We start from the raw sequence: 13,970 nt of genomic DNA, 5'->3' as shown, positions 1-13,970 counted from the left end.
GTTTAGTTGGGTCTTTACGACCCACTTCAATAAATTGAAAATCGTTACTCATCTGCTATTACCCCGCTTTAACTGCTAGTTCCGGGCTCGATTGCTCTAATTTGAGCAGATCTGCAACGGCGATATTTTTCGGTTTCACTAAAACAAAGCAATCTAACCAGTTGGCAAAGTCGCTTAAGATCATCTTCGCGTGCTCACTGCCGGTCTCGGCCACATGCTCTACAAACAAGCCTTTCAAATGCTGTTTATGGATAGGTGACTCGAGTTTTTGGGTATCGACAAGCTCGTTATTCACACGGCGGTTAAAGCGGCCAAATTGGTCGAAGACATAGGCAAAGCCGCCCGTCATCCCCGCGCCGAAGTTCACCCCGGTTTTGCCGAGCACAACCACGATACCGCTTGTCATGTATTCGCAGCCGTTATCGCCTAAGCCTTCAACTACGGCAATGGCGCCGGAGTTACGAACCGCAAAACGTTCACCCGCTTGACCCGCGGCGAAGAAGCGTCCGCCAGTCGCACCATAGAGACAAGTGTTACCGACAATCGCGCTACGCTCGCTCTGGAACGGACTCCCTAGCGGTGGATAAATCACAATCTTGCCGCCCGACATGCCTTTACCTACATAGTCGTTGGCATCACCGCAGAGCTTGAGTTCAAGTCCAGGGCTGTTCCATACCCCAAAGCTTTGGCCAGCACTACCATTAAAGCTGAGTTTAATCGGTGCCTTAGTGCCTTTTACGCCTAGGGTGGTGGCGATATAGCCCGATAGGCGTGCGCCCACTGAGCGGTCGGTGTTGTTGATACTGTAAGCGGCATCGAAACACTCGCCCTTATCGACCGCACTCTGGCACTCGTTGAGCAGATGTTGGTTGAGTAAGCCTAAATCCGCTGGTGGATTAGTTTCCTGCCAAGTGCGCGAGGTGCTGGCTCTGACCTTAGGCTGATACAGGATTGGCGCTAAATCGAGTCCACGTTGCTTATCTGTCTGGCCTTCTAAGGTATGTAGCCACTCACTGCGGCCTACTAAGTCTTCGAATTTGCTGACCCCTAGCGTTGCCATCCACTCGCGCACTTCCTCGGCGACAAACTCAAAGTAAGTCATCACTCGCTCTGGTAAGCCGTGGTAGTGGTTATCGCGTAGTTTTTTGTCCTGAGTCGCGACACCGGTTGCGCAGTTGTTCAGGTGGCAAATACGTAGGTACTTACAACCTAAGGCAATCATAGGCACAGTTCCGAAACCAAAGCTTTCGGCGCCGAGTAAGGCCGCCTTGATAACGTCGGTTCCGGTTTTTAGGCCGCCATCGACCTGCAAGCGGATCTTATGGCGCAGGCCATTTTCCACTAGAGATTGATGTACTTCTGCAAGGCCGAGCTCCCATGGGCTGCCAGCATATTTTACCGAGGTGATAGGGCTCGCGCCCGTGCCACCATCGTAGCCAGAAATAGTGATCATATCGGCGTAGGCTTTTGCTACACCTGTGGCGATAGTGCCGACACCTGGCTCAGACACTAATTTCACAGAGATCAGTGCCTTGGTATTGATTTGTTTTAAATCGAAAATCAGCTGTGCTAAGTCTTCGATAGAGTAAATATCATGGTGTGGTGGTGGTGAAATCAAGGTTACACCTGGGCGCGCGTGGCGCAGCCCTGCAATTTCTACACTCACCTTATGGCCTGGCAGTTGTCCGCCTTCACCGGGTTTTGCGCCTTGTGCAACTTTAATCTGCAACACATCGGCGTTGACTAGGTAATGGGCGGTTACGCCGAAACGTGCCGAGGCAATTTGCTTAATCGCCGAGTTACGCTCGGTGTTAAAGCGGCGAGCATCTTCACCACCTTCGCCCGAGTTAGAGCGGCCGCCTAAACGATTCATGGCGATGGCTAATGCCTCATGGGCCTCGGGGCTTAGGGCGCCGATACTCATGGCCGCACTGTCAAAGCGCGGGAATAAATGGCTGGCAGCCTCGACCTTATCCAGTTCAATCGCGACTTGGTCAGCCTTAATGCCAATCAAATCCCTTAGGGTGGCAACAGGGCGGTTATCGACTAATTCGGCGAACTTCTTATAAGTCGCAAAATTCTTGTCGATTAAGGATGCCTGCAGCGTATTGACCACATCAGGGTTGAAGCAGTGGTACTCACCGCCATCCACGTATTTGAGTAAACCGCCTTGTGGCAGCGGCACATGGGCACGGTAAGCGGCCTTATGCAGCAACGCTTGATCTTGAGCGATATCCTCAAAGCTGGCGCCTTCGATGCGGCTCACCACGCCTTTAAAGCAGAGTTCAATCACATCGCTGGCAATACCAATTGCTTCAAACTGTTGGCTACAACGGTAGGAGCCGACGGTGCTGATCCCCATCTTCGACATGATCTTACGCAGGCCCTTCTCGATGCCGTAGCGGAAGTTCAGCATTAGCGCCGTGGTATCGGTCAACTGATGACGTTTCGCCAGATCTGAGATTGACTCATACACTAAATACGGATAAATCGCCGTGGCACCAAAGCCGAGCAGTACCGCAAAGTGGTGCGGATCCCGCGCCGAGGCGGTCTCGACTATGATGTTGGTATCGCAGCGCAGGCTCTTACTCACCAGCATTTGTTGTACTGCGCCGACCGCCATGGCCGCCGGGATCACCTGTGCCGATTTATCAATCGCGCGGTCGGATAAAATCAGCAGCGTTGTGCCACTGCGGGCTAAACGTTCGGCTTCCGAGGTGATGCGGCGGATAGCGTGCTCTAAGCCTTCCTTCGGATCGTAGTTTAAGTCGACGATATTCGCGCGATAGTAAGTGCTATCTAGTCCGAGTAATTGATTGAAATCACTGAATAATAGTATCGGTGAGTTGAACATCACTCGATAGGCATGGCCAGTGGTTTCGTTGAAGAGGTTTTGCTCGCGGCCGATACAGGTCGCCAGAGACATCACGTGCTTTTCACGCAGCGGATCGATAGGCGGGTTAGTGACTTGAGCGAATTTCTGTCGGAAATAGTCATAGAGCGAGCGTGATTTTTTCGACAATACGGCCATTGGCGTATCGTCGCCCATGGAGCCCGTCGCTTCTTCGCCTTGTTTTGCCAGTACCCAAATCACTTGTTCAAGTTCTTCACGGGTGTAACCAAATTGCTTTTGGTATTGCAGCAGTTGCTCAGGGCTTAGTTCGCTGGCGCCATGTTGCTCCGTTGCCAACTGTTCGGCTGGGATCAGAGTACGGCTATTTTTTGCCATCCACTCTTTATAGGGGTGGCGACGCTTAAGGTCGTTATCGATTTCGAATGACTGGTACAGACGTCCATTGAGTGTATCTAACACTAACAGCTCACCCGGGCCGACACGGCCTTTTTCAATCACTTCATCGGCGGCGTAGTCCCAAATGCCCACTTCGGAGGCGAGGGTGAGGATACGATCTTTGGTGATCACATAACGTGATGGACGCAAACCGTTACGATCTACTGCGCAAGCGGCGTGACGACCGTTGGTCATTACGATACCCGCAGGACCATCCCAAGGTTCCATATGCATGGAGTTAAAGTCATAGAAGGCTTTTAGCTCATCATCCATCTCTGGATTACTCTGCCATGCTGGCGGAATAAGCAAACGCATGGCGCGGTATAGGTCCATACCGCCTGAGAGCAACATCTCGAGCATATTATCGAGGGATGAGGAGTCAGAGCCTGTTTCATTCACAAAGGGTGCCGCCTGTTGTAAGTCGGGCAGTAGCGGTGAATTAAACTTGTAGGCACGGGCACGGGCCCATTGGCGATTACCGGTAATAGTGTTGATCTCGCCGTTATGGGCAAGATATCTAAAGGGCTGAGCGAGTGGCCATTTAGGTGAAGTATTGGTTGAAAAGCGTTGATGGAATAGACAAATAGAGCTCTTCAAACGGATGTCGGCAAGGTCGGGATAGAATGCGGGCAAGTCGGCAGGCATCATCAAGCCTTTGTAGACTATGACTTGGCCTGAAAGACTCGCGACATAAAAGTCTTTATCGTCAGTAATTTGTTGCTCTAAACGGCGGCGAGCCATGTAGAGGCGACGCTCAAGATCTTTCTCGCGCCAGCCAATCGGGGCGTTGATCAGTACTTGATAGATTTGCGGCAGGCTCGATTTACCAATCTCACCCAATACCTCAGGATTAACCGGGACTTTACGCCAGCCGGCAATGCTTAAGGTTTCACGCTCGAGTTCGCGTTCGAGAATAAACTTGGCTTGGTCGGCCAGTTCTTCATCTTGGCTTAAAAACAACATGCCAACGGCGAATTTACGGCTCAGGTGCCAGTCATTTTCCGCGGCAATGGCTTCAAAGAATTGCAATGGTAGCTGCATTAATAAACCACAGCCGTCCCCAGTTCGACCGTCAGAGGCGATACCGCCACGGTGTTTCATGCGATCGAGGCCATGGATGGCGGTGCGCACGATACGATGGCTGGCTTCGCCATCCATTTGTGCAATCAAGCCAAAACCACAATTGTCCCGCTCAAAACTGGGATGATATAAGCTCATACAAAAACCTCCCTTGACCTCAACGAAATTACTACTCGGGGAGAAATGTAAAGACTTTCTATAGATATGCACCCGAACCACCCAAATTATCCTGAGATTAACTAAAGGTCAAACCAAAATTTTGCATAAAATATGGGTATTAATTCATGTTTTATACACAAAACACAATTGCCTTACGTTAACGTCAACTGATTAAAGTGCTGTATAACATTATGAATAAAAAGAATTTTAAAAAATGAAAAACTCAGTAGTTACCAAAATGTAACATTAATATGGATTGTTTTTGATTTAGAAATAGTGATTTTTATTGCAAATACAGTGGCTGTATAAAAATATGAAATAAGTGAATTGTTATTCTCTTTACTTGTGAGCGGAATCACGGAGTGTAAAGACACTGTGAGCAATGGCTCAGCTTTTGAGCTGGGTCGTGGTGAATATTATGGGAGTTTGATTTACCACCAAGAAAAGTGCACTCGCTTTGTATATCATGAGTTTTTTCGTCTACCTACACGTCATAATCCCTTCTTTTTTTTGATTTTATCTTGGTAATTTTTAATGAAACGACATGAAATTTGGCGGGCAAGCTAATGGGGCTCAATGCATACGTAAATACATTTGGCGCTGTCTGTAAGGCTAAATATGGCGAGCGATTACGCAAGCTCACTATCGATGCCAAATTCACTTGTCCCAATCGCGATGGCACCCTGGGACGTGGCGGTTGTACCTTTTGTAATGTGGCTTCCTTTAGTTATAAACAAGCGGAAACGCTCAGCATTAGTGAGCAGCTAGAACAAGGGAAAGCCCGTTATAAAGAGGCGAAACCTAAACTGAATGCGGATAAATTTATCGCGTATTTTCAGGCCTATACGAGTACTTATGATGAGTATCAAGTGTTGATGGCTAAATACGATGAAGCAGTCAAAGACAGTGAAATTGTGGGCCTGTGTGTCGGCACTCGTCCCGACTGTGTGCCTGATAATGTGTTAGATTTATTAGCGAGTTATCAACAAAAGGGCGTCGATGTCTGGTTGGAGCTTGGATTGCAAACCGCCAATGATAGCACCTTGCATAAGATTAACCGTGGGCACGATTTTGCCTGTTATTGCGATACAGTTGCACGGGCCAGAAGCCGAGGCCTAAAAGTTTGTACTCACCTTATCTTAGGCTTACCAGGTGAAACTCACCTCGATTATATGGCGACACTGCAGGCGGTACTGGCGCAGGGCGTCGATGGCTTAAAGCTACATCCATTACATGTGGTTGAGGGCAGTACGATGGCAAAGGCTTGGCGCGCAGGACGCTTACCTTTGCTCAGTATCGGAGAGTATGCCGCTTGTGTCGGTGAGCTGGTTCGCCATACACCTAAAGAGGTGATATTTCATCGGGTGACAGCTTATGCGAAAAAACCGATACTGCTGGCACCCGACTGGTGTGGTTATCGTTGGAATGGCTTAGTGGCGATTGTTGAGGATCTTGCGCGTAAGGGTGGACAAGGGGCTGCATTAGCGCGACCATAATGGCATATGATTTAGAGAGTCTGGTTCAATATAGACTTATCGTTATCGCTGAGAGTGTTTGAAATGGTTGATTTTTTGTTAATTAAAACCTGATTTGACCACAAATGCTGCTATAAGTTGCACTGACAATTTTAGTGGGTATCATGTCATAAACGTGTTTTAAGCATTGGACTACTTAAGGGAGGCCTAGATGGCCACAGTTGAATTAGAAACAATCCTAGATCTCAATACGTTAGAACAGTATTGCAGTGCGATTGGTGCCGGAACTCTGCTAAAGAGTGTGGTCTTATTTGAGCAATTAATGCCTGAGTATGTAGGGAATCTGGTAAAGGCTAACGAAGCTGCCGATAAGGATACCTTATGCTCTGAAGCCCATAAATTTAAAGGTGCGGCGGGCTCAGTGGGTTTAAAACGTATTCAGCAGATTGCCCAGTTACTTCAACATGGTGAAGAAGCGCGTTGGGAAGCGGAGCATGGGACTTGGGTCGCGCAAATTGTTGAATTTGCTAGTGCCGATCTCCAGCAGCTAAAGCAATTCCTACAGGCTAAGGCCTAGTTTGTATGATGGAGGTGCAGCTTCAGGTTGCACCTATATAATCTCCTTTCCTGCCTTTATCCCATCCATTTGTCGTCTATAAGTCACCCAGTACGTTTTCCTTCGATTGAAAATCGATTTTGCTCACACTATTGAGTAATTCAGCCGCGTTTTAGTTGATAACTTATGTTAGAGTTGATTAAATTTATTAATTCATAACCTTAGTGGCAATCGATTAAATGAAAAATTTACCTAGCCTCAAAAATTTATTCTATTTGGTGAATCTTCACCAAGAGCAGAATTTTAACCGCGCCGCTAAGGTGTGCTTTGTAAGCCAATCAACGCTGTCGAGTGGGATCCAGAATCTTGAAGAACAGCTTGGTCACCAGTTGATTGAACGTGACCATAAATCCTTTATGTTCACCGCTATTGGTGAAGAAGTAGTACAGCGTTCCCGCAAAATTCTCACGGATGTGGATGACTTAGTCGAATTGGTCAAAAATCAGGGCGAACCTATGACTGGGGATATCCGCTTAGGCTGTATTCCAACCATAGCGCCATTTTTATTAAGCCGCGTGGTTAAACAGTGCCAACAGGCTTATCCAGCGATGAGTTTATTACTCAAAGAGGATACCACTGAGCGTTTGCTCGATGCCTTAGGCAAAGGCGAGTTAGATTTACTGATCCTTGCCTTGCCAGTGGATACCAGTGGTTACCACAGCATGAAAGTGGGGATAGACCCCTTTAAGATGGTGATCCATAAAGACTTGGCTGGGGGCATTCATCAGCCTATCGATTACCAGACATTGCCCGATGAGAGTATCTTCCTGCTGCAGAGTGAACACTGCATTACTGGACATGCGATTACCGCTTGTCAGTTGGGTGACAGCGCTAAGGTGAATCCCTTTGCCGCGACGAGTCTGCACACTTTAGTGCAAATGGTGAATAGTAAGCTGGGTACCACCTTCTTACCGCAAATGGCAATCGATGCTGGCATCTTAAATGATACCGATCTCGTGGTGATGACACCGCCTGGTGAAGCGCCTTACCGCGATATCGGCTTAGTCTGGCGACAAACAACCAGCCGGATTTTGACTTTCCGAACCTTAGGTTTGCTTATCCAAAAGCTGTTAACCAAAGAAATGGAATAATGGCTGCAGGTTTTGCGAGTTGAAATCAAAGCGGGGAAACGCCAAACACTTCAATAGAGTGTTGTTTCCCCTTTAATTTGACTGGACCCAAATTGGTTAAGCGGTATTCGCTGTTTGGATTGTCGAGTCGACCCGCCAGCGCGCCAGAGATCAACATGCGTTGTCCCAGCGGATTACACTGATCCTGCAGTCTTGCTAAGGTATTTAGCACATCGCTGAAGAAGCTAATCTCTTGTTTTTGCACGCCAACAACCGCTGCAACTACTTGTCCACAGTGAGCCGCCGCCTTAAATTTAGGCACAAAACCATAGTGCTCTTCAAAGTAACGTCTCTGCCAATTTAATTGTTGGCTAAATTCAAAATAGATATTCATACAGCGGTCGTGTACCACGCCTTCTTCTAATGGCCAGTGGATTAATACGGCATCGCCCATATAGCGGTAAATTTCCGCCTCGTTATTGGTCACAGTATCCGACAGCAGGCTAAAACTGTCTTGGATCAGGCGACTAAAACGATAATCCCCGAGGGATTCGGCATGGGTTGTCGAGGCAACCATATCTAAGTAAAGGAATAAACGCTGTTCGTATCTCGGCTTATGGTACTTACCTAAACCAATGTTGAGCAGAATTCGTGGCCCAACCAAGAGTCCCATTTGTTCGACAAAGGCTAAACTGACTCGCACTACCACCAAGTAGACAATCAGCGCTTGGAAGGAAGGACTGTAGAGAATATGCGCCGTGAGCATTTGTCTTAAGGTCGACATATGGTTTTCAATGGCCCACATATTCAAGAACTGGGTCATATAGGCTAAGGTCGTCGCCCCGAGCAACAGGAACAAACCTTTAAAAATCACCGAGAAGACATAGGGAAGGCGATTGATGGCACTAAAGTCGGCGATTAAATTCGACATCCAATGAAGGCTGCCAAAAATAATGCCCATGTAGACGGCAAGCGTCGCGAGATCGGCCGAACCCACAGCCCATTGCGGTAACTCTGGCGACTGGGCATATCGGAAAAACACGAAAGCAGCCATGGCTATCGCCCAAGCTAATATCGCAAAAAGAAGTTTTTTCGCTTGTCTACGTGCTCTCACTAGGGGTTTTGTATCCGAATACGGCCATATATTTCAGAATGCCGTAGTTTATAGAAAATCATCACTAGAGTGCCAGTGATATTTGTGATCTGGATCAATCCAACGCTATATAGCTACGAAAATTTAACCAAATACCTTATTTAATAGCATTGCTGTAAAAGCAGTCTTTAAATAGAAACCCCGAGGATTGGTCATTTTTTGGCTGCCGTCTTCGGCAATGCTTTGCGTCAACGCCTTACTATTGGCGGCTTTGGGACGAAGTTGCAGCACTTCACCGTGCCTTGCGGTGAGCTTTTCGACCTTGCCTAGGGCAATTAACTCCATAATTTCTTCCCAATCCTGCTGCAGTATCGCCTGCTCTTGCAGGTCGGGTTCCCACAGTATGGGCGTACCGATTCGACGCTCACCGACAGGGATGTGGCGCTCTCCCTCAACGGGCACCCAAAGTACGCGTTGCAACTTGTGGCACACTAAGCTGTCTTGCCAGGTTAAACCTTCGATATTGGTTAGCGGCGCCACACACACGTATGTGGTTTCCAGTGGTTTGCCCTTGCTATCGATGGGAATGGTTTTTAACTCTACCCCGAGGTGCAGAAAATCTTGCTCGGGTTTTGAACCCGCAGTGGCGCCTAGCTCCATTTCAATCAGTTGTCCGACCCAACCTTTATCTCGCTTTAGATCCTTAGGGACAGCAATTCCTCTATTAGCTGCAATTTGAGCCAAAGATATGCCGGCCATTATATTGGCGCGTTCGAGCACTTCGCTCAGATTTTGAGGGGGGATAATAGGTTTCATAGGGGAATTTTACTGGAAAATAGGTGCTTAGCAACAGAGGTTAAAAATTAAGCACTCAAAAAAGGATAAGGTTGTACTCACAGAAGATTCTGTAAGTGCATGATTTTAATGTTAGTTGTCTGTTTGCATTCCAATGCCTGCTAAAGTGTTCAAAGTTACTCTCGGCTTTCCCTTGCGTTTCTCACATATTTATCCACAGATATTATGGATAACTCACAATGCTTAGGGCCTTAACCGAATAAAAAAACCGAGTCAATGGTAAAAAGGGGCATTTTTCCAGGGGGTTGTGGGTAATTTTGGGCGAGCTCTGTGTATAACATTTAGGTTATGCTCAGATAGAATAACAGAATTTGTATTAGGTTAAAAATTAAGCTTTTATGGTTTTTGACGACATGTTTCAAAGTTTTATTTTGATAAGATTATGATTGTATGTGTTTTATTTTAATTATGTAATCATGTCGCCGAGAATGATATTTGATGTTTTTTGAACGATATACCTAGTTTACCCTAGTTTCAAACAGAGATATCCACAGAAAATGTGGATATCCCCAAGAGGTTAATCTCTCAATTGTTGATAAAGTAGTGTGTTGAAGGTATTTATCCAAAAAATAGCTGTAAATAGAGGTTTGCTGAGAGACTGGCTTTGTGAAACAATCAGTTTATTAAAAGTTATCCTTATTTGGAGTCCATGTGATTGATAGCGACGGCTTTCGCGCAAATGTGGGCATAATAATTTGTAACAGATACGGCCAAGTTATGTGGGCCAGACGTTTTGGACAACATTCATGGCAATTTCCTCAGGGCGGTGTCGATGATGGCGAGTCGGCCGAAGAGGCAATGTACCGTGAATTGTATGAGGAAGTTGGCTTAAGGCCTGAACACGTCACTATATTAACCTCGACCCGTTCTTGGTTGCGGTATCGTTTACCTAAAAGACTAGTGAGGCAGGATAGTAAGCCTGTTTGTATTGGCCAAAAACAAAAGTGGTTTCTGTTACAACTCAAAAGCCAAGATAGTGCGATTAATTTAAGTTCTTCGGGCCATCCTGAGTTTGACGATTGGCGTTGGGTAAGTTATTGGTATCCTGTGCGGCAGGTTGTCTCATTTAAGCGTGATGTTTATCGTAAAGTTATGAAAGAGTTTGCGGTAACGGCATTGTCATTCCAGACCCAGGAAATTCCGAGGAAGCGGGGAAGACAAAGGACAACGGGCTGATTTTCAAAAGAGGATTGAAAACAGTGTTAAATACGCTCAGGGATATCACTCAAGCCGTGGCTTCCGCCCACAGCTTAGAAACCGCATTAGAAGTCCTAGTTTCATCGACCAAAGCGGCGATGGAAACCCAATGTTGCTCGGTCTATATCCTAGATCAGCAAGAACTCGTATTATCAGCCACCGATGGCCTCGAGAAGAGTGCTGTCGGTCGAGTGCGCATGCCCTTAACGCAAGGACTCGTAGGATTAGCCGCCGAGCGTGAAGAGGCGGTGAATTTAGCCGATGCTCGTTTACATCCGCGTTTTAAACTTTTCCCTGAGGTCGCGGAAGAAGAATACCGTGCCTTTTTAGCCGTCCCCATTATTTATCAAAAAGCCATGGTGGGCGTGATTGTGGTGCAGCAGGCCAGTGCGCGGCAATTTAATGAAGGGGAAGAAGCCTTTTTAATGACCTTAGCTGCGCAGCTCGCGATGGCGATCCGAGGATTAAAACAAAAGGCGCAGGTCAGTTCGCTGCATCAACAGATTTTATTTCAAGGGACATCCGCATCCAGCGGTATTGCTATTGCTCATGCGTTAGTGCTGGGCGGGGAAATCTCCCTCGAACAACCGGATGTGCGCTGCGAAGATATTGCCCTGGAATCCAGCCGATTAGTGGCGGCGATGGGACGTTGTAAAGAGGCGATTGGCGCATTATCCCAACGTTTTGACCGGGAGCAGGATGAGGAGGTTGCCTCAATATTCAATGCTTTGCAGCTCCTGCTCGATGATGCCAGTCTAGGTGGAGAATATGCCCGCGAAGTACAGCAGGGGTGGGAAGCTGAATCGGCGGTCAGCCGGGTTTCGCTGCGTTATATTCAACAGTTTTTGGCGATGGAAGATCCGTACCTGAAGGAGCGGGCGAGCGATATCCGCGATCTTGGGCAAAAAGTATTAAGGCAGTTAATTGAACCCGAGCGTTTAGAGCTTGAACCTGATAAACCGGTGATTTTAGTGACCCGGGAAGCCGATGCGACCATGCTCGCCGAATTCCCTCGGCAGAAATTGGCGGGGATTGTCACAGAACTTGGCGGGGTAAACTCCCATGCTGCCATTTTAGCGCGTGCACTTGGCGTGCCAGCGATTACCGGTGTCGAGCAGTTGTTGTCGGCCGATATTGACCAAAAGCTATTGGTAGTCAATGCCAGCCGTGGGCAGTTAATGGTGTCGCCATCGCCCGCGATTGTTAGCGAATACCGCAGTTTGATATCGGCGCAAAAGGCCCTGCAGCGTCAGTACGCCCAAGAGTTAGCTCTGCCATCGGTCATGCTCGATGGCGCTCGTATTCGTTTATACCTTAACGCTGGGTTACTCAGTGGCGTCGCCTCTGAAATCGCCGAAGGCGCCGATGGCATTGGGCTGTATCGCACCGAAATTCCCTTTATGCTACAGCAGCGTTTTCCTAGTGAGTCTGAGCAGGTTAAAGTCTACCAACAGGTGTTATCGGCGGCCTCGGGTCGCCCGGTGGTGATGCGTACCTTAGATGTGGGGGGCGATAAGCCGCTGCCTTATTTCCCGATCAAAGAAGATAACCCCTTCCTCGGTTGGCGTGGTATTCGCTTATCACTGGACCATCCTGAGCTGTTCCTCGTGCAGTTAAGGGCCATGTTGCAAGCGGGTGGAGAGGGTAAGCAGCTGAGTATTTTGCTGCCAATGGTCAGTAACTTAGATGAAATCGATCAATCACTGGCCTATTTAGAACAGGCCTATGTTGAACTCAAGAATGATGTAAACAGCCAGATTGAAATGCCCCGCATTGGCATTATGCTCGAAGTTCCTGCGCTCTTATATCAGTTAGATGAAGTGGCTAAGCGAGTCGATTTTGTGTCGGTCGGCAGTAACGATTTGACCCAATATTTGCTCGCGGTTGACCGTAATAATCCGAGGGTAAGTTCACTCTTTGATAGTTATCATCCGGGAATTTTACGGGCGTTACATCAGGCAAGACTCGATTGTGATTATCATCAACTCGATATCAGTATTTGCGGCGAATTGGCCGGAGAGCCCATGGGAGCGATTCTACTCGTGGCGATGGGGTACAACCATTTGAGTATGAACCAAGGCAGCTTAGCGCGGATTAATTATCTGCTGCGCCGAGTTTCCCGCGTCGATTTGACACAACTGTTAGCTCAGGCCTTAAGCCTGTCGAACGGTTTCCAAGTGCGTGAGTTGGTTAAAGAATATTTAACTCAGCAAGGATTGGAGACAATTCTTAATTAACTAATTGCGCCTTTTGCTTTAAGCTAAGGCTTCACTTAATCACGCTGTAGGTACTCGTGTGGATAGTTTGCTGTCGGTGTTCTTTATTTGCTTGGCTTTAGGCGCGTTTGTCGGTTTTATGGCGGGGTTATTGGGCATCGGTGGTGGTTTAATTGTTGTGCCCGCACTGCTTTACATCTTACCTTCGGTTGGCATCACTTCCGCTCAGTTACCCCATATTGCGATTGCCACTTCACTTGCGGCGATTATTTTAACTTCAATTTCCTCCGCCAGAGCGCACCATAAACGTGGCAATGTGCCATGGGGGCTGTTTCGAACCATGTTGCCTGGGATTCTTCTCGGCGCCTTGATGTCAGGTTTTATTGCCGAACAAATCCCAGCAGCGACTCTCCGGCAAGGGTTTGCAGTGTTTGTGATGTTAATGGCGATTCAAATGGCCTATCCCTTTAAAGCCGAATCAAACCGAAAACTGCCTAACTCGGCGATTTTGTTTGTGGTAGCCGTGATTGTTGCCGCGATTGCAGGGTTAATGGGAATTGGCGGTGGCGTCTTATTAGTGCCGTTTTTAACCTATTTTGGCTTGCAGATGCGCTTAGCTGTGGGATTTTCCGCGGCGACGGGATTATTAATCTCCTTGTCGGGCAGCTTAGGGTATATAATCGCGGGCTTTAATGCGCCGGATCTCCCGGAGGGAACTTTAGGGTACATCTATTTACCTGCGCTATTTGGCTTAATAATAACCTCAATTTTAATGGCTCCTGTAGGCGTTAAGGCGGCAAGCACTTGGCCTACCTCAGTCCTTAAAAAAATATTTGCACTTTTACTCCTGTGTGTCGGTCTCAAATTAATTCTGAGCTGATTTTAGTGTTTAGCCCTCAATTTGAGGCTGTTGATGGATA

9 protein-coding genes are annotated in these 13,970 nt (G+C 47.6%); 6 read left to right on the top strand and 3 right to left on the bottom strand.

The features are described from left to right. Positions 1 to 58: 58 nt before the first annotated feature. Positions 59 to 4,507: a glutamate synthase large subunit gene (gene gltB / locus ACK5NH_RS14900; protein WP_416921288.1), complete on the bottom strand. Its 4,449-nt coding sequence runs from the start codon at positions 4,505 to 4,507 to the stop codon at positions 59 to 61. Between the two features lie 587 nt (positions 4,508 to 5,094). Between gltB and ACK5NH_RS14895 the strand changes: the two genes are divergently transcribed. The 3 genes from ACK5NH_RS14895 (at position 5,095) to oxyR (ending at position 7,710) form a co-directional block, all read left to right on the top strand. Beyond that, positions 5,095 to 6,024, top strand: coding sequence for a TIGR01212 family radical SAM protein (locus ACK5NH_RS14895; RefSeq protein ID WP_416921287.1), 930 nt, complete (start codon positions 5,095 to 5,097; stop codon positions 6,022 to 6,024). Positions 6,025 to 6,214: 190 nt separating this feature from the next. After that, the gene (locus ACK5NH_RS14890; protein WP_086903132.1) at positions 6,215 to 6,580 is read left to right on the top strand and encodes an Hpt domain-containing protein; all 366 of its coding nucleotides are present in this window, start codon (positions 6,215 to 6,217) and stop codon (positions 6,578 to 6,580) included. A 218-nt stretch (positions 6,581 to 6,798) separates the two neighbouring features. Beyond that, positions 6,799 to 7,710 (top strand): hydrogen peroxide-inducible genes transcriptional activator OxyR, encoded by a 912-nt coding sequence (gene oxyR / locus ACK5NH_RS14885; protein ID WP_416921284.1) that lies wholly within the window; start codon positions 6,799 to 6,801, stop codon positions 7,708 to 7,710. 25 nt (positions 7,711 to 7,735) lie between these two features. Here oxyR and ACK5NH_RS14880 read toward each other — a convergent pair whose 3' ends face one another. Together ACK5NH_RS14880 and mutH are read right to left on the bottom strand one after the other, a co-directional pair. After that, positions 7,736 to 8,803 carry an adenylate/guanylate cyclase domain-containing protein gene (locus ACK5NH_RS14880; RefSeq protein ID WP_416921282.1) on the bottom strand — a complete coding sequence of 356 codons (1,068 nt, stop codon included), beginning with the start codon at positions 8,801 to 8,803 and terminating at the stop codon, positions 7,736 to 7,738. Positions 8,804 to 8,926: 123 nt separating this feature from the next. Beyond that, a complete protein-coding gene (mutH, locus tag ACK5NH_RS14875) occupies positions 8,927 to 9,598 on the bottom strand; it encodes a DNA mismatch repair endonuclease MutH (protein WP_416921279.1) in 672 nt (223 codons plus the stop codon). A 690-nt stretch (positions 9,599 to 10,288) separates the two neighbouring features. On the opposite strand from mutH, the gene rppH reads away from it, so the two are divergent. Genes rppH through ACK5NH_RS14860 form a run of 3 tightly spaced genes read left to right on the top strand, consistent with a single transcriptional unit; the run spans position 10,289 to position 13,930 of the window. Then, entirely contained in the window at positions 10,289 to 10,813 is a 525-nt protein-coding gene (gene rppH / locus ACK5NH_RS14870) for an RNA pyrophosphohydrolase (RefSeq protein WP_416921277.1), read from the top strand. Between the two features lie 23 nt (positions 10,814 to 10,836). Continuing rightward, complete coding sequence (ptsP, locus tag ACK5NH_RS14865) at positions 10,837 to 13,071, top strand: phosphoenolpyruvate--protein phosphotransferase (protein ID WP_416921275.1); 2,235 nt, start codon at positions 10,837 to 10,839, stop codon at positions 13,069 to 13,071. Between the two features lie 58 nt (positions 13,072 to 13,129). Further along, positions 13,130 to 13,930: a sulfite exporter TauE/SafE family protein gene (locus ACK5NH_RS14860; RefSeq protein WP_416921273.1), complete on the top strand. Its 801-nt coding sequence runs from the start codon at positions 13,130 to 13,132 to the stop codon at positions 13,928 to 13,930. Positions 13,931 to 13,970 lie beyond the last annotated feature (40 nt).

Source organism: Shewanella sp. (assembly GCF_047975355.1).
In the GTDB taxonomy this organism is placed as follows: domain Bacteria; phylum Pseudomonadota; class Gammaproteobacteria; order Enterobacterales; family Shewanellaceae; genus Shewanella.
The sequence above is the reverse complement of the archived record's forward strand: the minus strand, read 5'-3'. Positions and strand labels throughout refer to the sequence as shown.

What these genes read in the sequence shown, in the direction of transcription:
- gltB (WP_416921288.1), bottom strand. Translation starts at nt 4,507, where the DNA reads ATGAGCTTATATCATCCCAGTTTTGAGCGGGACAATTGTGGTTTTGGC.
- ACK5NH_RS14895 (WP_416921287.1), top strand. Translation starts at nt 5,095, where the DNA reads ATGGGGCTCAATGCATACGTAAATACATTTGGCGCTGTCTGTAAGGCT.
- ACK5NH_RS14890 (WP_086903132.1), top strand. Translation starts at nt 6,215, where the DNA reads ATGGCCACAGTTGAATTAGAAACAATCCTAGATCTCAATACGTTAGAA.
- oxyR (WP_416921284.1), top strand. Translation starts at nt 6,799, where the DNA reads ATGAAAAATTTACCTAGCCTCAAAAATTTATTCTATTTGGTGAATCTT.
- mutH (WP_416921279.1), bottom strand. Translation starts at nt 9,598, where the DNA reads ATGAAACCTATTATCCCCCCTCAAAATCTGAGCGAAGTGCTCGAACGC.